Origin of the sequence: Bradyrhizobium betae (genome assembly GCF_050632175.1) — a bacterium.
Lineage (GTDB): Bacteria > Pseudomonadota > Alphaproteobacteria > Rhizobiales > Xanthobacteraceae > Bradyrhizobium > Bradyrhizobium betae_B.
Map to the genome: position 1 here is coordinate 1,294,797 of NZ_CP192576.1, position 24,672 is coordinate 1,319,468.

17 protein-coding genes and 1 pseudogene are annotated in these 24,672 nt (G+C 65.8%); 4 read left to right on the forward strand and 14 right to left on the reverse strand.

Features of this window, described 5'->3' with window-relative positions; translation table 11 throughout:
• Nucleotides 1–179 precede the first annotated feature (179 nt).
• On the forward strand, nucleotides 180–1,790 hold the full coding sequence (locus ACQ86E_RS06480) for a phytoene desaturase family protein (RefSeq protein WP_431204705.1): 1,611 nt from the start codon (nucleotides 180–182) through the stop codon (nucleotides 1,788–1,790).
• A gap of 277 nt (nucleotides 1,791–2,067) precedes the next feature.
• On the opposite strand, the gene ACQ86E_RS06485 is transcribed toward ACQ86E_RS06480, so the two are convergent.
• Nucleotides 2,068–2,223, reverse strand: a complete 156-nt coding sequence (locus ACQ86E_RS06485; protein WP_431206415.1) for a Flp family type IVb pilin — start codon at nucleotides 2,221–2,223, stop codon at nucleotides 2,068–2,070.
• A 163-nt stretch (nucleotides 2,224–2,386) separates the two neighbouring features.
• On the opposite strand from ACQ86E_RS06485, the gene ACQ86E_RS06490 reads away from it, so the two are divergent.
• Nucleotides 2,387–3,274, forward strand: coding sequence for a 50S ribosomal protein L11 methyltransferase (locus ACQ86E_RS06490; protein WP_431204706.1), 888 nt, complete (start codon nucleotides 2,387–2,389; stop codon nucleotides 3,272–3,274).
• A gap of 119 nt (nucleotides 3,275–3,393) precedes the next feature.
• Here the strand turns inward: ACQ86E_RS06490 and ACQ86E_RS06495 are convergent, their stop codons facing one another.
• Complete coding sequence (locus tag ACQ86E_RS06495) at nucleotides 3,394–3,573, reverse strand: hypothetical protein (protein WP_143841307.1); 180 nt, start codon at nucleotides 3,571–3,573, stop codon at nucleotides 3,394–3,396.
• Between the two features lie 189 nt (nucleotides 3,574–3,762).
• Between ACQ86E_RS06495 and ACQ86E_RS06500 the strand changes: the two genes are divergently transcribed.
• Both ACQ86E_RS06500 and ACQ86E_RS06505 read left to right on the forward strand, forming a co-directional pair.
• Nucleotides 3,763–5,592, forward strand: coding sequence for an aminopeptidase P family protein (locus ACQ86E_RS06500; RefSeq protein WP_431204707.1), 1,830 nt, complete (start codon nucleotides 3,763–3,765; stop codon nucleotides 5,590–5,592).
• Between the two features lie 304 nt (nucleotides 5,593–5,896).
• A complete protein-coding gene (locus tag ACQ86E_RS06505; protein ID WP_431204708.1) occupies nucleotides 5,897–7,171 on the forward strand; it encodes a multidrug effflux MFS transporter in 1,275 nt (424 codons plus the stop codon).
• 153 nt (nucleotides 7,172–7,324) lie between these two features.
• Here ACQ86E_RS06505 and ligA read toward each other — a convergent pair whose 3' ends face one another.
• The 12 genes and pseudogenes from ligA to ftsW form a co-directional block, all read right to left on the reverse strand.
• Complete coding sequence (gene ligA / locus ACQ86E_RS06510) at nucleotides 7,325–9,472, reverse strand: NAD-dependent DNA ligase LigA (protein ID WP_431204709.1); 2,148 nt, start codon at nucleotides 9,470–9,472, stop codon at nucleotides 7,325–7,327.
• Between the two features lie 87 nt (nucleotides 9,473–9,559).
• Entirely contained in the window at nucleotides 9,560–11,230 is a 1,671-nt protein-coding gene (gene recN, locus ACQ86E_RS06515; RefSeq protein ID WP_431204710.1) for a DNA repair protein RecN, read from the reverse strand.
• A gap of 13 nt (nucleotides 11,231–11,243) precedes the next feature.
• Complete coding sequence (locus tag ACQ86E_RS06520; RefSeq protein ID WP_431204711.1) at nucleotides 11,244–12,134, reverse strand: outer membrane protein assembly factor BamD; 891 nt, start codon at nucleotides 12,132–12,134, stop codon at nucleotides 11,244–11,246.
• A gap of 257 nt (nucleotides 12,135–12,391) precedes the next feature.
• The gene (gene lpxC, locus ACQ86E_RS06525; RefSeq protein WP_143841312.1) at nucleotides 12,392–13,354 is read right to left on the reverse strand and encodes a UDP-3-O-acyl-N-acetylglucosamine deacetylase; all 963 of its coding nucleotides are present in this window, start codon (nucleotides 13,352–13,354) and stop codon (nucleotides 12,392–12,394) included.
• Nucleotides 13,355–13,717: 363 nt separating this feature from the next.
• Nucleotides 13,718–15,511: a cell division protein FtsZ gene (ftsZ, locus tag ACQ86E_RS06530; RefSeq protein WP_431204712.1), complete on the reverse strand. Its 1,794-nt coding sequence runs from the start codon at nucleotides 15,509–15,511 to the stop codon at nucleotides 13,718–13,720.
• Nucleotides 15,512–15,598: 87 nt separating this feature from the next.
• A complete protein-coding gene (ftsA, locus tag ACQ86E_RS06535; RefSeq protein WP_431204713.1) occupies nucleotides 15,599–16,921 on the reverse strand; it encodes a cell division protein FtsA in 1,323 nt (440 codons plus the stop codon).
• Entirely contained in the window at nucleotides 16,918–17,940 is a 1,023-nt protein-coding gene (locus ACQ86E_RS06540) for a cell division protein FtsQ/DivIB (protein WP_431204714.1), read from the reverse strand. Before ACQ86E_RS06540 ends, ftsA begins: the two co-directional genes overlap by 4 nt.
• 349 nt (nucleotides 17,941–18,289) lie before the next feature.
• Nucleotides 18,290–19,276, reverse strand: coding sequence for a D-alanine--D-alanine ligase family protein (locus tag ACQ86E_RS06545; RefSeq protein WP_431204715.1), 987 nt, complete (start codon nucleotides 19,274–19,276; stop codon nucleotides 18,290–18,292).
• Nucleotides 19,277–19,348: 72 nt separating this feature from the next.
• On the reverse strand, nucleotides 19,349–20,269 hold the full coding sequence (murB, locus tag ACQ86E_RS06550) for a UDP-N-acetylmuramate dehydrogenase (RefSeq protein ID WP_431204716.1): 921 nt from the start codon (nucleotides 20,267–20,269) through the stop codon (nucleotides 19,349–19,351).
• A gap of 270 nt (nucleotides 20,270–20,539) precedes the next feature.
• Complete coding sequence (gene murC / locus ACQ86E_RS06555; protein WP_431204717.1) at nucleotides 20,540–21,943, reverse strand: UDP-N-acetylmuramate--L-alanine ligase; 1,404 nt, start codon at nucleotides 21,941–21,943, stop codon at nucleotides 20,540–20,542.
• Nucleotides 21,944–22,065: 122 nt separating this feature from the next.
• A complete protein-coding gene (murG, locus tag ACQ86E_RS06560) occupies nucleotides 22,066–23,151 on the reverse strand; it encodes an undecaprenyldiphospho-muramoylpentapeptide beta-N-acetylglucosaminyltransferase (protein WP_431204718.1) in 1,086 nt (361 codons plus the stop codon).
• A 169-nt stretch (nucleotides 23,152–23,320) separates the two neighbouring features.
• Nucleotides 23,321–24,471, reverse strand: a pseudogene (ftsW, locus tag ACQ86E_RS06565) (putative lipid II flippase FtsW).
• Between the last annotated feature and the right edge of the window lie 201 nt (nucleotides 24,472–24,672).

Here is a 24,672-nt window from a genome sequence, read left to right on the forward strand (position 1 = left end):
AAGCTCCGGCCAGCAATTCCCCGGCGGGCGCCGGACGCGCGCAATGGAGCACAAGGCGCCTGAACGGGCAATAAAGGGTCTCGTGATGTTGCCGCGAGAAATGCCTGATATACAGATGTCATTCCAGGTCCGTTCGTGCGGACCGTCCCCAAAATGGCCGCGGAACATCAGAACCTTTCATGAGCGAAACCGACGTCATCATCATCGGTGCCGGCCACAACGGCCTCACCTGCGCGGCCTATCTCGCCATGGCGGGCCTGCGCGTGCGCGTGGTCGAGCGCCGCAAGGTGGTCGGCGGGGCAGCCGTGACGGAGGAGTTTCATCCGGGCTTCCGCAACTCGGTGGCCGCCTACACCGTGAGCCTGCTCAATCCGCAGGTGATCCGCGATCTCAAGCTCGCCGAGCAAGGCCTGCGAATCGTCGAGCGGCGCGCGCAGAATTTCCTGCCCGCCCCCGACGGCAGCTATCTCCTCACCGGCGAGGGGCGGACCAAAGAGTCGGTCGCGCGGCTGAGCCCGCATGACGCCGATGCGCTCGACGGGTTTTCGCGCGAGCTGGAGGACATCGCCGACGTGCTGCGGCAGTTCGTGCTGCGCGCGCCGCCGAACCTGGTCGACGGCTTCGGCACGGCCGCGATCCGCGAGGGCGTCAACGCGTGGACGACGGCCAACATCCTGCGCACCCTGACGCTCGAGCAGAGCCGCAGCCTGCTCGATCTCTTCACCCGCTCGGCCGGCGAGATGCTGGACGAGCGCTTCGAGCACGATCTGGTCAAGGCACTGTTCGGCTTCGATGCCATCGTCGGCAATTACGCCAGCCCCTACGCCGCCGGCTCGGCCTATGTGATGCTGCATCACGCCTTCGGCGAGGTGAACGGCAAGAAGGGCGTCTGGGGCCACGCCATCGGCGGCATGGGTGCGATCACGCAGGCGATGGCGCGCGCCGCAGGCGAGCGGGGCGTCGTGATCGACACGAATGCCGGCGTGCGCGAGGTGATCGTCGAGCGCGACCGCGCCGTCGGCGTCGTCCTGGAGAACGGCGAGACGATCCGCGCGAAATATGTCGCGGCCAACGTCAATCCGAAGCTGCTCTATACGCGGCTGATCGCGGCCGACGCGCTGCCCGCCGACTTCTTCGCCCGCATCCGCAATTGGAAGAACGGCTCCGGCACCTTCCGCATGAACGTGGCGCTGGACCGCCTGCCCTCCTTCACGGCGCTTCCGGGCGACGGCGATCATCTCTCTTCCGGCATCATCCTGGCGCCTGATCTCGGCTACATGGACCGCGCCTGGCTCGATGCGCGCGCAAAGGGCTGGAGCCGCGAGCCGGTCGTCGAGATGCTGATCCCCTCGACGCTCGACGACACGCTGGCGCCCGAAGGCAAGCATGTCGCGAGCCTGTTCTGCCAGCACGTCGCGCCGGAGCTGCCTGACGGCAAGTCCTGGGACGACCATCGCGACGAGGTCGCCGATCTCATGATCGCGACAGTGGACAAATACGCGCCGGGCTTTGCGACCAGCGTGCTCGGCCGCCAGATCATGTCGCCGCTCGATCTCGAACGGGAGTTCGGCCTGCTAGGCGGCGACATCTTCCACGGCGCGCTGTCGCTGAACCAGTTGTTCTCGGCGCGGCCGATGCTGGGCCATGCCGATTATCGCGGGCCGCTGAAGGGCCTGTACCATTGCGGCTCCGGGGCCCACCCCGGCGGCGGCGTCACCGGCGCTCCCGGCCACAACGCCGCGCAGGCGATCCTGAGGGATCACCGCTCGCTGTTCGGAAGCCGTGGATAGATCTGTGGATGAGCTGTGGGCAAGTCTGTTGGAAGGCTTGTGGGAAAGCGGTGGAGCCCGAGCGCTGCTGGCCTGTCCAGGACTTGTAGAAGCGGTGGATAAGCTGGGGATGAGCGGCGGGAAAGACTGTGGAGGGCGGGCGGAAAACGCGTGGACAGATTGTGGGCGACGGCGCCCCAAAAGACCACGCCCGCCAGGGGGCAATCCCCTCGCGGGCGCTGATCAGGAACAGCCTCTGAAGAAAAAACAGCCCCCACTGGGAAATGGGAGGCGGAAATTACTTCAAGGAGGTGCTAATCGAACCGAACTTCTCGTTCAAGCTGGTGCCGAGGCTGTTCACCACGGTGATGATCGCCAGCGCGATGCCGGCAGCGATCAGGCCGTATTCGATCGCGGTTGCGCCGGACTCGTCCGACCAGAACTTCAAAATCATGCTCTTCACGTCTCGCCTCCGTTTCAATTCCAGGATGTGTTGACTTGACCCAACATCCAAAAATCTACGGGGCACAACCTGCGGTCCGGTTAACCCGGGAACTGCAAGTTGTACGAAATAATGGGAACAAAAGTTCCAAAATTGAACTCAACGGAACCCTAGGATGCAGTCTTCCCCCACCCATCGCGCCAGTTTTTCGATCGGTACCGAGGCCGCCGCCAGGCGCGTCGTCGACGTGCTCACCGAAGTCTTTTTCGAGGGCGACGCGGCGGTCGCCGCGTTCGAGCAGCCGGACGGACGATGGGACGTCACGCTGCATTTCGCCGAACCGCCGGATCAGGTGCTGCTGCGCGAACTCATTGCAAATTCAGCAGGAAACGAAATCGCCGAAACGCTCCTGTTCGACACCGTCGAAGCCAAGGACTGGGTCAAGGCGAGCCTCGAAGACCTCGTCCCGGTGCCGGCGGGGCGCTTCGTCGTGCACGGCAGCCACGACCGCGACCGCGTGGCGCCGAACAAGCTCGCCATCGAGATCGAAGCGGCGCTCGCTTTCGGCACCGGCCACCACGGCACCACCCGCGGCTGTTTACTGTTGCTTGACCATGTCCTGAAAAGCGCCCGGCCTGCACGCGTGCTCGACCTCGGCACCGGGACAGGCGTGCTGGGAATAGCGGCGGCGAAGGCGCTGCATCGCGCCGTGCTCGCCTCCGACATCGACCCGCCTTCGGTCCGGGTCGCGGCCGAGAACGCGGTGCTGAACGAAGCCGGCAATCTGGTCCGGGTGATCCGCGCCACCGGCTTCGCCGCGCCGGATTTTGCCAGATGCGGCCCGTTCGACCTGGTGCTGGCCAACATCCTTGCCAATCCGTTACGGCAATTGGCAGGTCCGATGGCGCGGCACCTCGCCCCCGGCGCCCGCGTCATCCTCTCCGGCCTGCTGACCCACCAGGCCCCCGCCGTGATCGCCGCCTACCGCGCGCGCGGCCTCGTGCCGCTGCGGCACCTGCGGATCGAGGGATGGAGCAGTCTGTTGCTGAGGAAGGTCGCATAAGCGAGGTGCTGCAGGGTGGGCAAAGCGAAGCGTGCCCACCAACACCGATCGCCAATCAACGAAGATGGTGGGCACGGCGCGTTGCGCCTTTGCCCACCCAACGAAACCTCGATACCGCGCTACTCAGCCGGCTTGTCGTCCCGTTGCACCGCGCGCTCGCCTTGCAGCGCGCGCCTGGCGCGGCGCTCGGCGAAACGGTCGATCACCTGGCTGATGAGGCCGCGCGGCTTCTTCGGTGTCGTGGCAGCCGGTGCGCGGCGGACCGGCGGCGAAATCTTCTCAAACGTGAACGCTGGCATCGTGTGTCCCCTCGCCGTTGAGATGAACCACTTGCTCGAATTTCCCTGTTATCCGGACGAAGCGCAACTGCTGCATCCCGTACTCCACTCAATTCGAATGGAACAATTTCAAGCACAGTCCATGCCAGATGCGACCCCAAATGCGCCGACATTGCGGACCGGTCCCCATGACCTTAGACTAAGCCCATCATGTTCGAAGCGCACTTCCAGACTTTCGAGGAGCCCGAGGCCGGCGTCGCACTGACGGCGCGCCTGGCCGCGCTCCGCGAAGAACTCGCCCGCCGCAAGCTGACCGGCTTCGTCATTCCGCGCGCCGACCAGCAGCAGAACGAATATGTGCCGCCCTCGGAAGAGCGGCTGGCCTGGCTGACCGGTTTTACGGGCTCGGCGGGATTGGCGGTGGTGCTGACCCATGAAGCGGCGGTCTTCGTCGACGGCCGCTATACGATTCAGGCCGCCAAGCAGGTGGATGCAAGGGCTTGGGCGGTGGAATCGCTGATCGATCCGCCGCCGGAAAGCTGGGTCACGGCGCACCTGAAGGCCGGCGACCGCCTCGGATTTGATCCATGGCTGCACACTTTTGCGGCAGCCGAACGCCTCTCCGCCGCCTGCGCCAAGGCCGGCGCCGAACTGGTCGCGGTCGACAGCAATCCGGTCGACGCGATCTGGCAGGACCGGCCGCAGCCGCCGCTCGCCCCCGTCGCCGTGCATGGCCTGCAAAATGCCGGCGTCGCCGAGGCCGAGAAGCTCACGCAGATCACGAATGAGATCGCCAGGCTCGGCGCCGATGCGCTGGTGCTGTCCGACAGCCATGCCGTGGCCTGGACCTTCAACATCCGCGGCGCCGACGTCGCGCACACGCCGCTGCCGCTGTCCTACGCGCTGGTGCCCAAGGACGGCCGCCCCACCATCTTCATCGACCACCGCAAGCTTTCGAACCTGACGCGCGACCACCTCGAACAATCCGCCGACGTGCGCGAGCCCGATGCGATGGCGCCGACGCTGATGGCGCTGGCCAAGAGCGGTGCGGCGATCGCGCTCGACAATGCCACCGCGGCCGACGCCCTCAGCCGGCTGATTGCGGGCGCCGGCGGCAAGCCGCTGCGCGGCAGCGATCCGATTGCGCTGCTGAAGGCCGTCAAGAACCCGACCGAGATCAAGGGCACGCAGACGGCGCACCGGCGCGACGCGATCGCACTGGCGCGCTTCCTCGCCTTCATCGACAGAGAGGCGGCAAGCGGCAAGCTCACCGAGATCGACGCGGTCGAGGCGCTGGAGACGTTCCGCCGCGACACCGGCGCACTGAAGGACGTGTCGTTCCCGACCATCTCCGGCACCGGCCCGAATGGCGCCATCGTGCACTACCGCGTCACCCGCAAAAGCAACCGGCGGATCGTGCCGGGTGATTTGCTGCTGATCGATTCCGGCGCGCAGTATGAAGACGGAACCACCGACGTCACCCGCACCATGGCGGTGGGCGAGCCCACGGACGAGATGCGCGACCGTTTCACCCGCGTCCTGCGCGGCCACATCGCGATCGCGCGCGCAATCTTCCCCGACGGCACCACCGGCGCGCAGCTCGACACGCTGGCGCGGCAATATCTGTGGGCCGCCGGCGTCGATTTCGAGCACGGCACCGGCCACGGCGTCGGCAGCTATCTCTCGGTGCACGAGGGGCCGGCGCGGATCTCGAAGCTCGGCACCACGCCGCTGAAGCGCGGCATGATCCTCTCCAACGAGCCCGGCTATTACAAGACCGACGGTTTCGGCATCCGCATCGAGAACCTCGAGCTGGTGGTTGAAGCCGAGATCAAGGGCGCCGAGAAGCCGATGAACGCGTTCGAGACGCTGACCCTGGCGCCGATCGACCGCCGGCTGATCGATGTCGCGATGCTGGGCAAGGACGAACTCGGCTGGCTGAACGCCTACCACGCCCGCGTGCGGGCCGAGGTGCGGCCGGCGCTGGACGAGGCGACCAGGGCCTGGCTCGATCAGGCCACGGCGGAGCTGAAGGCGTAACGCGCATGGCGCTACGCGATTTGCGCAAGGCACTCTCCTCGCCATGACCGTCATGCCCCGCGAAGGCGGGGCATCCAGTACGCCGCGGCCTCTCGGTTCAACCACACTGCCTCAGGAATACTGGATTCACCGCTTTCGCGGGGAATGACACCGACTTCATGACACGAACATCGCGCCCAATCGGTCGCCATCGTGCCCTCATCATAACCGTCCCGGAATCCGTATAGCCGCATTCCGAAACGCCGATATCCGTCTTGCGCGAGCAGGCTACAGTCCGATTCGGATTTCGACGAAACGGACACGCATGCACGGCATGATCAGCAAACCGCCGGAAACGGCGAAAAACATCGCGACCTCGCGCGTGGTGTTGCTGCTGCTGGTCGTCATGACCGGCATCGCGCCGATCTCGCTCTACATGCTGGTTCCGGCGCTACCGGTGCTGGCGACGAATTTCGGCAGCGACATCTCGATCGCACAGATGACCGTGTCGCTCTACATGGTCGGCATCGCGCTCTCGCAGCTGATCATGGGGCCACTGTCGGACAGGTTCGGGCGGCGCCCGGTGCTGCTGGGCGGCCTCGCACTGATGGTGGCAGCCAGCGTCGGCTGCATCTTCGCGCAAACTCTGCCGCAACTGATCGCCGCGCGCTTCTTTCAGGCACTGGGCGGCGCCGCCGGCATGGTGGTGAGCCGCGCGATCATCCGCGACATCTACGAGCGCGACCGCGTCGCCTCGATGATCAGCCTCGTGGTCGCCGCGCTGATGATCGGGCAGATGGTCTCCCCGCTCACCGGCGGCCTGATCGAGACCGCATTCGGCTGGCGCGCGATCTTCTACGCCATCACCATCGCCGCGATCATCGTCGCCATCGGCATCGCGGTCGCGCTGCCGGAGACGCGCCGCACCCGCGCGGCCGGCAGCGGCTTTCGCGGCGACGTGGGCATGCTGATCCGCAACCGCGCTTTCGTCGGCTATGTCATGTGCCAGGTGCTGGCCTCGCAGATCATCTTCACCTTCGCCGGCGGCGGTCCCTACATCGTGGTGACCCAGATGGGCCGGACCAGCGCCGAATACGGCGCGTGGTTCGCGACGACCGGTTTCGCCTACCTTGTCGGCAATCTGCTCTGCGTGCGCTTCGCGCCGCGGCACTCGCTCGAAAAGCTGATCTGGCTCGGGCTCGGCCTGCAGCTCTGCGGCAGCCTGCTGAACCTGCTCTGGAGTTTTGCCGGCTGGAACGAGGCGCCGGCCTGGCTGTTCGGCACGCAGATGATCGTGATGGCCGGCAATGCCTTCGTGATGGCGAACTCCGCGGCCGGCGCCATCAGCATCCGCCCCGAAGCCGCCGGCACCGCGTCAGGCGCGATGGGCTTTCTCCAGCAGGGTATCGGCGCGCTGATGTCGCAATTCGGCGCCTATCTCGGCGGCCACTCCGCAACGACGCTGCCGCTCACGTCCGCTGTGTTGGCGATCTCGCTGCTCTGCGCCTGCATGATGATCTTCGTCGTGCCGCGGCGGGAGGTGGTGGTCAGCGAGGAATTGATCGAACAGGCGGAAGAGGAAGAGGGCGGGATGATGTAGGGGCGCTGTCACCACACACGCGCTGTCATCCTCCGCGAAGGCGGAGGATCCAGCACGCCGCGGCTGCTCCGTATCATCGCACTGTCTCTGGAATACTGGATTCCCCGCCTTCGCGGGGAATGACTGCGGAATGAGAGGCGCGAGCGCGCGCCCTCACTCCCCGATCAGCGTCAGCCACTCATCCTCGGTCAATACCTTGACGCCGTGCTTGTTGGCCTCAGCGAGCTTCGAACCTGCACCAGGTCCTGCGACGACGAGATCGGTCTTCTTCGACACCGAGCCCGAGACCTTCGCGCCGAGCCGCTCCGCGGTCGCCTTGGCCTCGTCGCGCGTCATCTTTTCCAGCGAGCCCGTGAACACCACGGTCTTGCCAGCGACCGAAGAGTTGCTCTTCGGCTTCTCGGCGTCGACGATCTCGACCTCCCTGGTCAGCCGCTCGACAATGCCGCGGTTGTGGCTTTCGCCAAAATAATCCGCGATGCTCTTGATCACCGTGTCGCCGATCTGGTCGAGCGCGTCCATCTCGGCGATCGCCTCCTCGTCGCCCTTGGCGACCTTGAGACAGGCGTCGTGGAAGGCCTCCCAGGAGCCGTAGCCGCGCGCCAGCGCCAGAGCCGTGGTTTCGCCGACATGGCGCATGCCGAGCGCATAAATGAAGCGCTCCAGGGCGATCCTGCGGCGGCTCTCGATGGCGTCGAACAGGTTGCGCACCGAGGTCTCGCCGTAGCCCTCGATCTCCTCGAGCTTGAGCTTCGAATTGCGCTTCTCCAGCGTGAAGATGTCGGCGGGCTCCTTGACCCATCCTTCGTCGAAGAAATACTGCAGCTGCTTCTCGCCGAGACCGTCGATATCGAAGGCGCGCCGTGACGCGAACAGCTTGAGATGCTCGATCTTCTGATAGGGGCAGGCGAACTCGCCGGTGCAACGGGCGCGGGATTCCTCTTCGCCTGCGGCCGTCTCCCCGCGCACGACGTCGGTATGCAGCGGGCACGGGCACTTTTTCGGGAAGTGATATTCGCTGGCGCTCTTCGGCCGCTTGTCGAGAACCACGTCGACCACCTGCGGAATGACGTCGCCGGCGCGCTGGATCACGACGGTGTCGCCGATCCGGATATCGCGGCCCTCGCGCAAGACTTCGCCCTTGCCGCCGATGCCCTTGATGTAGTCCTCGTTGTGCAGCGTGACGTTCTGCACGATCACGCCGCCGACGCCGACCGGCTCGAGTTTGCCGACCGGCGTGAACGAGCCGGTACGGCCAACCTGGATCTCGATGTCGCGCAGCACGGTCATGGCGCGCTCGGCCGGGAATTTATGCGCGATGGCCCAGCGCGGCGTGCGCGAGACGAAGCCAAGGCGCTCCTGCCAGTCGATGCGGTCAACCTTGTAGACCACACCGTCGATGTCGTAGTCGAGGCTGGCGCGCTGCTCCTCGATCTTCCGATGGAAGGCCAGCAGCTCCTCGACCGAATGGCACAGCTTCGTCAGCGGATTGGTCCTGAAGCCGCAACGCTCGAACCAGTGGATCATGCCGCTTTGCGTCTCCTCCGGCATCGCGCTCATCTCGCCCCAGGCGTAGGCGAAGAAGCCGAGCGGGCGCGAGGCGGTGATGGTCGGATCCTTCTGCCGCAGCGAGCCCGCCGCCGAGTTGCGCGGATTGGCGAAGATGGTGCTGCCTTCGGCCTTCTGTCGCTCGTTGAGCGCAAGGAACGCCTTCTTGGTCATGTAGACCTCGCCGCGCACCTCGCAGACATCGGGGACGTTGCGTCCCTTCAGCTTCTGCGGCACGTCCTCGAGCGTCCGAATGTTGGCGGTGACATCCTCACCGACCGCACCGTCGCCGCGCGTCGCCGCGGTGACGAGCTCGCCGCCTTCATAGCGCAGCGACATCGAGAGGCCGTCGATCTTCGGCTCCGCGGAGAAATCAATCTTGTCGTCGTCGAGCTTCAGGAAGCGCACGATGCGGCCGACGAAGTCGCGCACGTCCTCCTCGGCAAAGGCATTGTCGAGCGACAGCATGGGAACGGAATGCGGCACCTTCCTGAAACGCCCTGACGGGGCCGCGCCGACCTTCTGTGAAGGCGACTCCCCGCTGACGAATTCCGGAAAGCGCTTTTCGATCGCGTTGAAGCGCTGGCGCAACGCATCGTATTCCGCGTCGGTGACGGTGGGCGCGTCCTCCTGATAATAGCGTTCGTTGTGGCCCTCGATCTCGAGCGCCAGCCGCATATGCTCGACCTTGGCTTGCGCCTTGGTGAGGTCGGCGACGTCACGGAGCGGTTTTGATTTTGCTGCTCTTGCCATGGTGCTTGGATACGACGGAGCGGGCGGGAGGGTAAAGGTGGGCGGCGCCTGGGTCCCCGCGCGCTTGGCGCGTCCGGAACACGAAATCTAGCTCGCCGCCTTGAGCAGCCGGTCAGCGGCCGCCCTCGCCTCTGCCGTGATCTCCGCCCCGGCCAGCATGCGGGCGATCTCTTCGCGGCGGTGGTCGGCGGCCAGTGTGTTGACGCGGGTGGCGACGCGCTTGCCCTTGTCCAGCGCGTCCTTCGAGATCAGCAGGTGCTGGTCGGCACGGGCCGCAACCTGCGGGGCATGGGTGACGGCCATCACCTGCACCTTGCCGGCCAGACGCGCCAGCCGCGCGCCGATGGCATCCGCGACCGCGCCGCCGACGCCGGTGTCGATCTCGTCGAAGACGAGCGTCGGCGCCGAGCCGCGGTCTGACAACACGACCTTGAGCGCCAGCAGGAAGCGCGAGAGTTCGCCGCCGGAGGCGACCTTCATCATCGGACCCGGCTTGGTGCCCGGATTGGTCTGCACCCAGAACTCGACGCGGTCGAAGCCCTGCGGGCCCGGTGCCGCCTCGTCGGTTGTCACCTGGGTCATGAACTTGGCGCGGTCGAGCTTGAGCGGGGCCAGCTCGGCATTGACGGCCTTGTTGAGCTTCTCGGCCGACTTCTGCCGAGCCATCGACAGCTTCCTGGCGGCGGCGGCATGGCGGCTATCTGCCTCGATCGCGGCCTGCTCCAGCTTCTTCAACCGCGAGGCGCCGGCATCGATCAGCACGACATCGGCGGCGTATTTGGCGGCAAGCGCGGCGAGCCCGTCGACCGGCGTCGAATATTTGCGCGATGCTGCACGCAGAGCAAAGAGCCGCTCCTCGATGCGCTCGAGCTCGGACGGATCGAAATCGGTCGCGGCGAGCGCGGCCTGGAGATGCTGGTCGGCTTCCTCCAGCGCATTGATCGCGATGTCGATCGCCTTCACCGCGGGCTCGACCAGCGCCGGCGAATTGACGCCGCGGCGCTCCAGCCGGCGCACAGCGGCCGCGAGAGCCGCAACCGGCGAATTGTGGCCACCGACGACCTCCTGCGCCTCGCGCAGGTCGGAGGCGATCTTCTCGCCCTGCATCATGGTGGTGCGGCGGGACGCCAGCGAGGTTTCCTCGCCATCCTTGGGCGCGAGCTGCTTCAGCTCGTCGGAGGCGTGCCGCAGATAGTCGGCCTCGCGCGCGGCGCGCTCCATGCCGGCGCGATGCTCGTCCAGCGCGGTGTTGGCGGTGCGGCGCGCATCCCAGAGCGATTCGACGGCCGCGACATCCTTTTCGAGCCCGGCGAAGGCATCGAGCAGGCGGCGGTGGGTGGCGGCATCGACCAGCGCGCGCTCGTCATGCTGGCCGTGGATCTCGACCAGGGCGGTGCCGACCGCCTTCAGCGTCTGCACGCTGATCGACTGGTCGTTGATGAAGGCGCGGGTGCGGCCGTCGGCGAGCTGTACCCGGCGGAGAATCATCTCACCGGTGTCATCCAGGCCGTTCTCGGCCAGGATCTTCGTTGCGGGGTGATTCTTGGGGATATCGAACACGGCAGTGACCTGCCCCTGCTCCGCGCCGTGGCGCACGAGGCCGGCGTCGCCGCGGCCGCCGAGCGCCAGTGCAAAGGCATCGAGCAGGATGGATTTGCCCGCACCGGTCTCGCCGGTCAAAACCGCAAGTCCGGTGGCGAATTCGATATCGAGCCGTTCGATCAGGACGATGTCACGGATCGACAGACGCGCCAGCATGGAATCAAATTTCCTAGCCGAGACCAACCTTCTTGAAGGCCCTGCTCATCCAGGACCCCTGATTCTCGCTCGGTTCGAGACCGCCGTTTTTAACAAGATTATAGGCGTCCTTGTACCAGCGGCTGTCAGGAAAATTGTGCCCGAGCACGGCGGCCGCGGTCTGCGCCTCGCCGACGATGCCGATCGCCATATAGGCCTCGGTCAGCCGGAACAGCGCTTCCTCGACGTGACGGGTGGTCTGGTACTGCGTCACGACGGCCTTGTAGCGGTTGATCGCCGCCGTGTAGTCGCGCTTCTGCATGTAATAGCGGCCGACGTTCATTTCCTTGCCGGCGAGCTGGTCGCGCGCGCCCTCGATCTTGGCCTTGGCCGAGGTCGCATATTCGGACGTCGGATATTTGCGTACCACCTCTTCCAGCGCCGCGATCGCCTTCTCGGTACGGGACTGGTCGCGGCTGATGTCCGGAATTTGGTCGTAATGCGAGGCGGCGATCAGGTATTGCGCATAGGCCGCGTCCGGGCTGCCGGGATGCAGCGTGACGTAGCGGGTCGCGGCGCCGATGCAGCCGTCATAGTCGCCGCCCTGGTAGGACGCGTAGGCCGACATCAGCAGCGATTTGCGGGCCCAGTCGGAATAAGGATGCTGGCGGTCGACCTCTTCGAACTTCTTGGTCGCCGCCTTCATGTCCTTCTTCTCGTTCATGAGGTACAGGCCCTCATTGTAGATCTTGTCGGCGGGCTCCTCGACGAAGGTGTCGTCCTTGGCAGTGAATTTGTCCCAGAGCGAGCCTGTGCCGCAGCCGGCCAGCGGCAGCGCGAGCACGACAAAGATGGCGGCCTGAAGCAGCCCATGGGCTCGCGAGGAGACCGAGAGATATCCGCGCGTCATACGCTGTGCCGACATGAGTTTAAGCCCTGACGCCCTGTGGTGCGGTGCCCGCCTGCCCATGACCCCGTCATGGGCGCGAAATGTGACCGTGGTGCCTGCCGTGCGACCACGCCGCTGTAACCGAAAACGATCTCCAACCAACCGGATAGGCAGGCATTTCGCCCGGATTAAGGCGAACGCGCCGCAATCCTAGCCGATCATCGTTACCAGGAGTTTCCCGGGGGTAATTCCGCAGCTCTGCCGGGACAGGGGATGCCGTGACAGCAGAGCTGTCAGGACACGTCCGGGCCGTAGGCCGCGGCGATCCGGCCGCCGACGATGCTGCGACCGGTTTCGGCCACGGGACGCGTGGTGCGGCGGGCTGCCTCGCCCTCGACCACCCGCCAGGCGGTACGATCGGCGAGCAGCGCGGTCAGCACAGCATGGTTGAGCTTGTGGCCGCCACGGCGCGAGCGGTAGGCGCCAAGCAGCGGCAGGCCGGCCAGCGCGAGGTCGCCGATCACGTCGAGCACCTTGTGACGGACGCATTCGTCGGCGTAGCGCAGGCCCTCGGTGTTGAGCAGCCGCTCGTCGTCGAACACGACGGTGTTGTCGAAGGAGGCTCCGAGGGCGTAACCCGCGCTCCACAGCCGCGCGACGTCGCACATCAGGCCAAAAGTCCGGGCGCGGCCGACTTCGCGGCGGAAGCGTTCCGGGCTCAGGTCGATATCGTAGCTCTGCTGGCCGATGACGGGATTGGTGAAGTCGATCTCGACCTCGGCGCGGAACCCGTTGGCATAGGGTCGGATCTCGCCGAAGGAGTCGCCGATCTTGACCGAGACCGGCTTCAAAACCTGAATGAAACGGCGCTGTGCCGGCTGGTTGACGATGCCGGCCTGGTCGATCGCCGCAACAAAGGCCGCGGCGCTGCCGTCCATGATCGGCACTTCCGGACCGTCGATCTCGATGGTGGCGTTGTCGACGCCCATGCCACGCAGTGCAGCGAGCACATGCTCGGCGGTGGACACCAACGGACCGCTGCGATCACCGAGGACGGTGGCAAAATCGGTCGCGATCACCTGATCGGCGGTCGCCTGGACTTCGCGGTCACTTCCCTCAAGGCCCGTGCGGACAAAAATAAAACCTGCGTCGACAGGCGCAGGTCCCAGCGTGAGGGTGACGGGAAGACCGGAATGAACGCCGACGCCGGCCACGGTGGCTTGCGCACGAAGCGTTGTTTGCCGGCTAAATTTCATCAGGAACCCGCCCCACTACGACCCACTGCGACTTATACAAGAGCCGGCTGATCGATCGAGATCGACCGTCCGAATCTCCGTATCCCCAAGTCACGGCAAACCATAATCACTGCCTCAAACAGCGCCAACTCACGCTTTTTTACTGATTGTTACCCCAAACCTGCCGTATTCGCGCCAAGGCTTAACCAAATTGCGCCGAGTTTTGAGGCCGTTATCAGCAGCTTTACTGAACCACCGAACAAGTAATTAATGATTTAAAATCAGTTGCTTGGGCGCGCAATCCGGATATGCACGGGGCCAAAGGAAAGGTCCCGGCAAGCTTCCCGCCGGGACCTTTTTTCGTCTGCCTTATTGTAACAATCCTCAGGTCGCCTGACGCCGCAGGAAGGCCGGGATATCAAGATGATCGTCGCCCTGTGGCGCCGGCGCAACAGGCGCCGGCCGGCCATGCATGTCCAGGCCCTGCGGCGCGGGACGGCGAGCATACTCCGATACCGGCTCGGTGGCCGCGATCTGCTGCGCCACGCTCTTCTGCGGCCGGCGATCGGGCAGCGGCGGCATCGCGGGACCGGCGGTGCGGGCGGCGATCGGCGCCTCGCTCTCCTCGTCGCGGCGGCCGAGGCCGACATTGGCGAGGCGCTGGAGCAGCGACAGGCGGCTCTTCTGCGGGGTCTCTTCTTCAACCTCGCCGCGGGCCTGACGAAGCTCGGCCTGGGCCGGCATCGGCAGTTCCTCGATCCGCGGCATCCGCGGCGTACGCATCGGCGCACGCTCGGCCTGCGGCGGAATGAAGGTTTCCGGCGTCATCGGCTCCTGCATGACGATCGGCGCCTGCTCGGGCTCCGGGAACAGCGTCGGCTTCTGCGCAATCGGGCGCACGGTGACGTCGCCATAGGTCTGCATCGGCGCGGGCGCCTGCGGAACGTCCGCAACCGCGGCGGCGATCGCCGCGAGCGCCGCACGCTCGACATTCGGACGCGGCGCGACAGGCGCGGACGTGGCGGCGGGGATTTGACCTTCCAGCTTCTGGGCACGCTCGGCCAGCCGCTGGTTGTCGGCGCGGAGCCGCGCGGTCAGGTCGGCAAGACGGCTCTCGGCGGCGACCGCCGGAGCCGCGGGAGCCTGCTGCACCTGCGGCGCCGCCGCGTTCGCAACCGGAGCGCTGGTGGCCTGGCTGTTGCGGGCGATCGCAGCCTGCTCGATGCCGGTGGCAACGACCGAGACGCGGATCAGGCCGTCGAGCGCTTCGTCGAAGGTTGCGCCGACGATGATGTTGGCGTCCTGGTCGACTTCCTCGCGGATGCGGGTCGCGGCTTCGTCGACCTCGAACAGCGTGAGGTCCTTGCCGCCGGTGATGGAGATGAGGAGGCCCTTGGCGCCCTTCATCGAGCTGTCGTCGATCAGCGGGTTGGCGATCGCAGCTTCAGCGGCGGTCAGCGCGCGCTTGTCGCCGGACGCTTCGCCCGTCCCCATCATCGCCTTGCCCATCTCCTTCATCACCGCTCTCACGTCGGCGAAGTCGAGGTTGATCAGGCCTTCCTTGACCATCAGGTCGGTGATGCAGGCAACGCCGGAGTACAGCACCTGGTCGGCCATCGCGAAGGCGTCGGCGAAGGTGGTCTTCTCGTTGGCGACCCGGAACAGGTTCTGGTTCGGGATGATCAGGAGCGTATCGACGACCTTGTGCAGTTCGTTGATGCCGGCTTCCGCGGTGCGCATGCGGCGACCGCCCTCGAAGTGGAAGGGCTTGGTCACGACACCGACGGTGAGGATGCCCATCTCGCGCGCGATCTTGGCGATGACGGGAGCAGCACCGGTGCCGGTGCCGCCGCCCATGCCCGCGGTGACGAACACCATGTTGGCGCCGGAGAGATGGTCGCGGAGCTCATCCATCACCTCTTCGGCCGCGGCCGCGCCGACGACCGGCTGCGAGCCTGCGCCCAGACCCTGCGTTGCCGCCGTGCCCATCTGCACGATGCGCTGCGCCTTCGACATCGTCAACGCCTGCGCGTCGGTATTGGCGACCACGAAGTCGACGCCCTGGAGGCCCGCCGTGATCATGTTGTTGACGGCGTTGCCACCGGCACCGCCGACGCCGAACACGGTGATCCGGGGCTTCAGTTCGTGAATATCAGGAACATTGATGCTGATGGTCATGTTTGCCTCTCGATCACGCGCGCGTGGGTTCGCCCCGGCCGGCGGCCGCGGGAGTTGATGAAAGTCGGGAATTGCGGAAATCGGTCATCAGAAGCCCTCGCGTAGCCATCGTCCGACCTTTCCGAAATAACCGCCGGTCCCTGTCCTGACCTGCTGCCGCGTATGCCGCGGTTCGACATGTTCCTGGTGAACATATTGCGGGTAGACGAGAAGGCCGGCCGGCACCGCAAACGCGGCGTTCTTCGCCTCGTTGGGCAGCCGGCCGAAACCGAGCGGACGTCCGACCCGCACGGGCCGGCCGAGAATCTGCGTGCCGAGTTCGACCAGACCGGTGAGCTGGGAAGCGCCGCCTGTCAGTACGACGCGGCCGTTCGGCTCTGAGGCGAAGGGCGAATCCTTCAGCTTGTCCCGAACCATTTCGAAGACTTCCTCGGCACGGTGCTTGACGATGTTGGCGATGGTGGCGCGGGAGACGATCTGCGGCAGATCCTGCTCGTCACCGGCTGTCGGTACAGACATCAGCTCACGCGAGTCCGATCCGCCGGTGATGACGGTCCCATATAACGTCTTGATTCGCTCGGCATCGGCAATGGTCGCCGAGAGTCCGCGCGCAAGATCCATCGTGATGTGTTGCCCGCCGACCGCAAAACCCGCCGCATGCACGAAACGGCCGCCCGAATAGACCGCGATGGTGGTGGTGCCGGCGCCCATTTCGACGACGGCTGCGCCGAGATCGGCCTCGTCGTCGGTCAGCACCGACAGGCCGGCCACATAGGGGCTCGCCGCCATTGCTTCGACGTTGATGTGACAGCGTTCCACCGCAAGCATCAGATTCCGCGCCACGGTGGCGTCGCAGGTGACGACGTTCATGTCGACGCCGAACTGGTGGGCGACCATGCCGCGGGGATCGCGGATGCCCTTGACGCCATCGAGCGTGTAGCCGACCGGCAGCGCGTGCAGCACCGTGCGGCCTTCGCCGGTGGCGTGACGCATGCCGGTGGAGGTGACACGGCTGACGTCGGCCGGCGTCACGGCGCCGCCACGGATGTCGGCCGCGGCTTCGACCAGCTGGCCGGAGAGCCGGCCACCGGACACCGACAGCAGCACGGAGTCGACCCGCACCTTGGCCATTTTCTCAGCAAGCCCAACGGCCTGACGGACCCCCTGCTCGCATTCGGCAAGGTCGACCACCGCGCCGGCTTTCATGCCGCGCGACTGGATCTGGCTGTAACCGATCAGCTCCACCGCGTGGGTGCGGCCGCGCAACGCGTCGTTCGGCGCCGACGGCTTCAGCCGCGCGATCATGCAGGCGATCTTGCTGGTGCCGATGTCGAGACAGGCGACGAGGCCGCCGCGCTTGTGCGGCATCTGGCGTGTCTTCGGCGTCTGGGTGCGATCAAGACCGGTCATGCAGCGTCCCCGGCCTTTTTCTTCTTCTTGTCCTTGAACAGATCTTCGCGCGCCTTGGCGGCGTCGTCGGACAGCTGCACCACCAGGCGATCCGGCAGGCGCATGTCGACGGCAACGATGTCGCGCGAGAACAGCCTGTCCTCCTTGTCGAGCCTGGACAGCATCGCGAGCGCGTTGCCGACGTCCTGCTCGGGCAGGCGGATGTCGAGACCGTCCTTGAGCCTCAGGTTCCAGCGCCGCTCGCCGACCAGGATGGCGGCCTTGGTCACCGAATTGACCTGCGGATAGCGCGCCAGCAACGCCAGGAAATCGCGCGACTTGGTGTCGGCTCCCTTGCCGACCACGAGCGGCAGCGACAGGAACCGGCGCGACACATAGGGTTCGAGCACGGCGCCGTCATCGGCGATGACGGAGAGCCGGCCGGCCTCCTGCCACAGCGCAAACGCCTGACGCTCGGTGATGTCGATCATCAGCCGGCCCGGATAGAGCTTCAGCACGGTCGCATCCGCGATCCAGGGATTGGCCTTGAGCTTGTCGCGCACGGCGTCGGCGTCGAGGAACAGCAGCGAGGAACGGCCGCTGACGCCGCCGACAGCGAGGATCTCGTCCTGGCTGAGCTGCTTGCGGCCGTTGATCACGACCGAGGTGATGCGGAAGCCGGCGGAATTGGCCATCGCGTTGCGGGCATCGCTGACCGCCGTGATGAAATCCTGGAGATGACCGCCTTTGACGATGCCGAAGCCATAGCTGCCGAGCAGCAGCAGCACGGTCAGGGTGATCCCGATCCGGCGCGGCGCATAGCGCTCGACCAGCGCGACCACGCGCGGCGGCGGCTCCCGCTCGATGACCGGCTTGGCTTTGGTCTTTGCCTTGGCAGCAGCGCGGTCACGCTTGGAGTCGAGCTTCTCCTGCACCCACTCGCGCAGAAGCACGACCGCTCCGATAGCGGCCGCCTTCAGGTCAGCTTGGGGCCTCAGCGATCCGAAAAACGACCGGGTGAGGCTTCCTGCTCCATCCATTGCACGAGCTCGTCAACAGTTTCCCCGCGACATCGCGCGGATCCTGGCGAACATGACGTCTCGAACTTGCCGGGCCGGGTACTGGTCTTCAGCAGAAGAAGCCTCTCCCGTTCAAAGCGTTCGCTGGAGGTGACATCACCCGAAACAGCTCACGCGCCGGCAGCCAAAACGCCATATGCGCCGCCAGCGTTAACCTTCGGACGTCCTGGTAAACAAAAGGTAAAGTTCGTTAACGCGGGATGCTATTTGCCGAGGCCAGTGAGGTATTTATGCCGCGATACCCGGCATTTTGCCGGCATTTGGTTCCAAATCGGGCGATTTCGCCCATTTCGCCGTTAACCAGTCCTAATTATTTCCGCACGCCCCTCTCGGCGAGCTCGACCAGGCCGCCCAGGAAGTCGACGAATTCGATGCCCTCGGCTTTCAGCGCCTTGGGGTAGAGCGAGGACTTGGTCAGCCCGGGCAGCGTGTTGGTCTCGAGGTAGACCAGCCCCTTGTCCGAGACGATGAAGTCCGAGCGGGAATAGCCGGTACAGGACATCGCCCGGTGCGCCAGCATCGCCTGCTGCTTGAGCGCGGCGGTGATCTCGGGCGCGAACCGGCCGGGACAGATCTCCTGGGTCGACTTCAAGAGATATTTCGCGGCGTAGTCGAAACTGCCCTCGCCCGGAATGATCTCGATCGGCGGCAGCGAGATGATCGACCCATCGGGGCGCTCCAGCACGCCGCAGGTCGCCTCGACGCCGGCGATGTAGGGCTCGATCACATAGTCTTCGTGCCTGGCCGCATTGCGGACGGCGACGAGGTCCTGCCTGGCGTTGACGAAGATCAGTCCGTAGCTCGACCCGTCGCGTGCCGGCTTTGCGATCAGCCGGCCATATTCGGCGAAGGCCTCGTCGATCTCGTCCAGCGCGACGTTTGCCGGCGGCGTCACGCCGCCGAGCGCGGCGAAACGCTTGGCCGCGACCTTGTCGAAGGCAAGATGCGAGGAGGCCGAGCCCGAGCCGGTGAAGGGTACGCCGCGCGTCTCGCACATCACCTGCAATTCACCGTTCTCCGCCCGTCCACCATGCAGGCCGAGCACCAGCACGCGGCTTTCGGCCCTGGCCTGGTCGAGCGCCTGCGCCAGTGGAATGCCTGATGTGCCCGGCTTGAACTCGTCCTCGAAGGGGCGGGCATGGTCGAGCAGCTGTTTCGACTGCACCACATGCACCTTGTCCTCGACGTCCCACCACCACAGATCGGCCTCGGGCAGCGCCTGATGCAGAGCCTGGGCCGAGGCGACCGAAACCAGACGTTCGCGGTTGGAGCCGCCGAAGAGGATGGTGATGCGCATGTTCCTGTTACCTATCCTAGCCAGTCGTCGTGATTCCGGGATGCGCCGTAGGGCACAGGCCCGGAATGACGGTCACGCGGAAACCCCGATCCGCTTGATTTCCCAGTGTAACTCAATTCCGGAATTTGCCCTCACTCGTTCGCGCACGGTCTCGCCGAGCGTCTCGATATCCTGCGCGGTGGCATCGCCCGTGTTGATCAGGAAATTGCAGTGCATCTCCGACACCTGCGCACCACCGACGCGCAGGCCGCGGCAGCCGGCGGCGTCGACCAGCTTCCAGGCGGAATGGCCCGGCGGATTCTTGAAGGTCGAGCCGCCGGTCTTTTCACGGATCGGCTGCGCGGTCTCGCGATGGGCCTGCACCTCCGCCATCCGCGCGCGGATCGTCTCGGCATCCCTGATTTGCCCACGAAAGCGCGCGGAGGTGAAGATGATCGAGGGATCGACGCCGCTGTTGCGGTAGACGAACTTCATGTCGGCGTTGGAGAAGGTGTACTTCGTGCCGTCGCGCCCGACGCCACGCGCCTCGATCAGCACGTCCTTGGTCTCGCCGCCATTGGCACCCGCATTCATGCGCAGCGCGCCGCCGATCGTGCCGGGAATACCGAAATAGAATTCGAGCCCGCCGATATCGGCAGAGGCCGCCACTTCCGCGACGCGCTTGTCGAGCGCCGCGGCACCTGCAGTGACGACGTCTCCGTCAGCACTCGCGTCGCCGAAGGCGCGCGGCGCAAGGCGGATCACCACGCCCGCAATGCCGCCGTCGCGCACGATCAGGTTGGAGCCGACGCCGACGACATGAACGGGGATGTTATGCGCAAGGTGTGCGAGGAAATAGGCGAGATCGTCCTCGTCCGCCGGCGTGAACAGCACCTGTGCAGGGCCGCCGACGCGAAACCAGGTCAGCTCGGCAAGCGACTGGTTCGCCAGCAGCCGGCCGCGGAGATCAGGCATCGCGGCTTTGAGAGTGGGCGTGATGTCGGGAAAGGTCATCGTGCGTCGACCGACATGCGACCTGGGTTGAGACTGCGCCGTGCGAAGTTGTCCGCCAGCGCCCTGGGCTTACCCCTCTCCCCAACCCTCCCCCGCAAGGGGGAGGGAGCCTGCCCAGCGTGCTCACCTCACCGAGCGTCGCAACTGCGCCCCGGTCTTTTGCGAGAGTCAGGGGCGCACCGGCAGATGGGTTCCCTCCCCCTTGCGGGGGAGGGTTAGGAGAGGGGTGGCCACACGGGCGGTGATCGACGATGGCGCGACATCCGCTCCCTACCCCAGCGCCTTCAATTGATCCGGCAACGCATACGCCCATTGCGTGATGTTGCCGGCGCCCAGGCACACGACGAGGTCTCCGGGCTTCGCGAGCCCCTTCACGATACCCGCGAGCTCCGACGCAGCGGGCAGCGGCACGACCTCGCGATGGCCGTGCGCGCGCAGGCCGGCGACGAAATGATCGCGGTCGAAGCCGTCGATCGGCGCTTCACCGGCGGCATAGACGTCGGCGACAACCACTGCATCGGCGTCGTTGAAGCAGGTGCAGAATTCCTCGAACAGCGATTGCAGGCGGGTGTAACGATGCGGCTGCACCACGGCGATCACCTTGCCAGCGTAGGAATCCCGCGCCGCCTTCAGCACCGCCGCGATCTCGACGGGGTGATGGCCGTAATCGTCGATCACGGTGACGCCGTTCCATTCACCGGTCTTGGTGAAGCGGCGCTTGACGCCGCCGAAGCCGGCGATCGCCTTGCGGATCGCCTCGTCGGACACACCGAGCTCGCGCGCCACCGCGATCGCCGCCGTCGCGTTGGAGGCATTGTGGCGCCCCGGCATCGGCAGCATGAGATCAGCGATCTCGTGCACGGCGCCCATCTTGCGATCGCGGAACGCCACCTTGAACTTCGATCCGCCGCCCATCGGGGTGAGATCGACCAGCCGCGCATCGGCCTGCGGATTCTCGCCGTAGGTGATGATGCGGCGATCCTCGATCTTGCCGACGAGGCTCTGCACCACGGGATGATCGATGCACATCACGGCAAAGCCGTAGAACGGCAGGTTCTCGACGAAGTGGCGGAAGGCGTCCTGCACGGCCTCGAAGGTCCTGAAGTGGTCGAGATGTTCGGGGTCGACATTGGTGACGATCGCCACGTCGGTCGGCAACTTCAGGAAGGTGCCGTCGCTCTCGTCCGCTTCCACCACCATCCACTCGCCGGCGCCGAGGCGCGCGTTCGAGCCATACGCGTTGATGATGCCGCCATTGATGACGGTGGGATCGAGCTCGCCGGCATCGAGCAGCGTTGCGACCATCGTGGTCGTCGTCGTCTTGCCATGCGTGCCGGCGATCGCGACGCAGCTCTTCAGCCGCATCAGCTCGGCCAGCATCTCGGCGCGGCGCACCACCGGGATGCGCCGTTCACGCGCCGCCATCAGTTCCGGATTGTCGCGCTTGATCGCGGAGGACACCACGACGACCTCGGCGCCATCGACATTCTCGGCCTTGTGGCCAACCGAAACTTTTGCGCCCGCCTTGCGGAGACGGTCGAGATTGTAATTGTCGGAAGCGTCCGAGCCCTGCACGGCATAGCCGAGATTGACCAGCACCTCGGCGATCCCGCTCATGCCGATCCCGCCGATCCCGACGAAGTGGATGGGTCCGATCTCGCGCGGCAGTCTCATGCTCTGTTCCCTGACCTCGCCGCCTGAACGGCGGTATCTGGCGAAGGTCACGGCCAAATCAGCCGCGCGCCTTTGCTACTGGATGCCCCGCTTTGGAAGGCCAAGACAAGGGCTTTTTCGCGTCAGATTCCCGCGACTTTGACCACCAGATCGGCCAGCCGTTCGGCGGCATCGAGCCGGCCTGCCGCTTTCGCCGCGGCAGCCATGGCCGCGAGGCGTGCCGGCTCGGCGGCAAAACCGGAGATCTCGGCGGCGAGACGGTCGGAGGTGAACTCGGTCTGCGGAATGCGGATGGCGCCGTCGACCTTGGCCAGCACGCCGGCATTGGCGAACTGGTCCTGGTCGATCGCACCCGGCAGCGGCACCAGGATCGAGGGCCGGCCGATGGCGGCAAGTTCGGCGACCGTGCCCGCGCCGGAGCGCGAGACCACCAAATGGTTGGAGGCGAGCCGCGCGGGCAGATCGGTGAAGAACGGCGCGAGCTCGGCATTGATCTTGAGCTTGTCGTAGACCGCGCGCACGCGGGTCATGTCCTCGTCGCGGACCTGCTGGGTGAGAACGAGCCGGCTCCACAACGAAGACTCGAGCCGTTCGATGGCGCCCGGTACGATGTCGGCCATGATGCGCGCACCCTGGCTGCCGCCGACGACGAGCAGGCGCAGCGGTCCATTCACTTCGGGTGCCGCATACGGCACCGCCGCCGCGGCGAGGACTGCCGGGCGCATCGGCGTGCCGACCGTCGTCGTCTTGCCTGATAGTGCGGGATCGCGATCGAGCACACCGGGCAACGATGTCGCGATGGCGCGGACGCGTCTCGACAGAAACCGGTTGGCGCGGCCGAGCACGGCGTTGGCGTCATGGATGATGCCGGGCACGCCGGCGAATTTTGCCGCGACCAGCGGCGGCAGCGTCGGATAGCCGCCGAAGCCGACGACGGCCGCGGGCTTCAATCGCTTGATCAGGTTGTAAGCGGACAACGTGCCGGTGGCGAGCGTGAGGCCGGCATAAGCGATCTGAAGCGGATTGCGACCGCGCGCGGTCTCGCTCGCGACGACATCGATCATGTCCTTCGTGAACAGCCCGCTATAGCGCAGTGCGCGCTCATCCGTGACGAGGCGGACGCGAAAGCCGCGCCGGATCAATTCGACGCCGAGCGCCTCGGCCGGAAACAGATGGCCGCCGGTGCCGCCCGCGGCGAGAAGAATCAAGGGGAGGTGTCCATAGGGGACGTTTTACAAGGCCTCCGCCGTGATTGCGAGCGTAGCGAAGCGTTCGTAGCCCGGATGGAGCGTAAGCGTAATCCGGGGCGATCTATCCGCGGTGAGACTTTCCCGGATTGCGCTTCGCTCCATCCGGGCTACGCGTCCACATTGACGACTACGCATAACTCCGCATCGCTTCGGCGTGGCCGCTGGCCTCGACCTCAGTGCGCGGGCGCAGCCGCGTCAGGGCCAACATCATGCCGACGCCATAGGCGAGCGACACGATCGAGGAGCCGCCATAGGAGATGAACGGCAGCGTCATGCCCTTGGCCGGAATGAGCTGGAGGTTGACCGACATGTTGATGGCGGCCTGCACCCCGAACAGGATGGCAAGGCCGGACGCGGCGAAGCGCGAGAACATGTCCTCATTGGCATAGGCGCGCGACAGCGTGCGCAGGACGACGAAGGCGAACAGCGCCAGCATGGCGAGACACAGGATGATGCCGAACTCTTCGGCGGCGACCGCGAACACGAAATCGGTGTGGCTGTCCGGCAGGCTGCGTTTTGCAATGCCCTCGCCCGGTCCAAGCCCGAACCAGCCGCCGTTGTAGAAGGCCTCCATCGCGGTATCGACCTGGAAGGTGTCGCCCGAGGCCGGATTCATGAAGCGCTTGATGCGGCCCGCAACGTGCGGGACGAACAGATAGGCGCTGAACAATCCGGCCGCGCCGAGGCCGGCGAGCCCGAACACCCAGATCATGCGCATGCCCGCGATGAAGAACAGCGAGCCCCACACCATCAGGATCAGCATGGTCTGGCCGAAATCGGGCTCCATCACCAGCAGCGAGACCAGCATCAACAGCAGCACCAGCGCCATCGTGGTCGCCGGCATCTCCGGCCGCCTGGTCGATTCCGCGAACAGCCAGGCGGCGATCACGACGAACGAAGGCTTTGCGATTTCGGAGGCCTGGATGTTGACGCCGAGCAGCGTGATCCAGCGCCGCGAGCCCTTCACTTCAGGGCCGATCGCGAGCGTCAGCACGATCAGGATGATGCTGGCCGCGAAGATGATCAGGGCCGAACGGCGGATCGCGCGCGGCGACAGGAAGGACACCCCGAGCAGCACCAGGCAGGACGGCAGCAGGAACATCACGTGGCGGCTGAAGAAATGAAAGGGCTCGAGCCCGATGCGGGTCGCGACCGGCGGGCTGGCCGCCAGCGACAGGATCACCCCGGTCAGCATCAGCGCCAGGATGGCGCCCATCAGCGGCTTGTCGACGGTCCACCACCACTCGGAAAAGGGGTGCGTTCTTCACGGGAGAGCATGGGCGGCCGCTTTCAGACAGAGGTCGGTCCATTGGTCGCCGAGGTTGGTTACCGGGGGTTAAGGGAGTCGATAACTTTGGCGATAGCGCACAGCGCGACCAAAATGGTGGTCATGCCCCGCGAAGGCGGGGCATCCAGTACGCTGCGGCGTCTCGGCTCAAGCACCGACTCTGGAATACTGGGTCACCCGCCTGCGCGGGT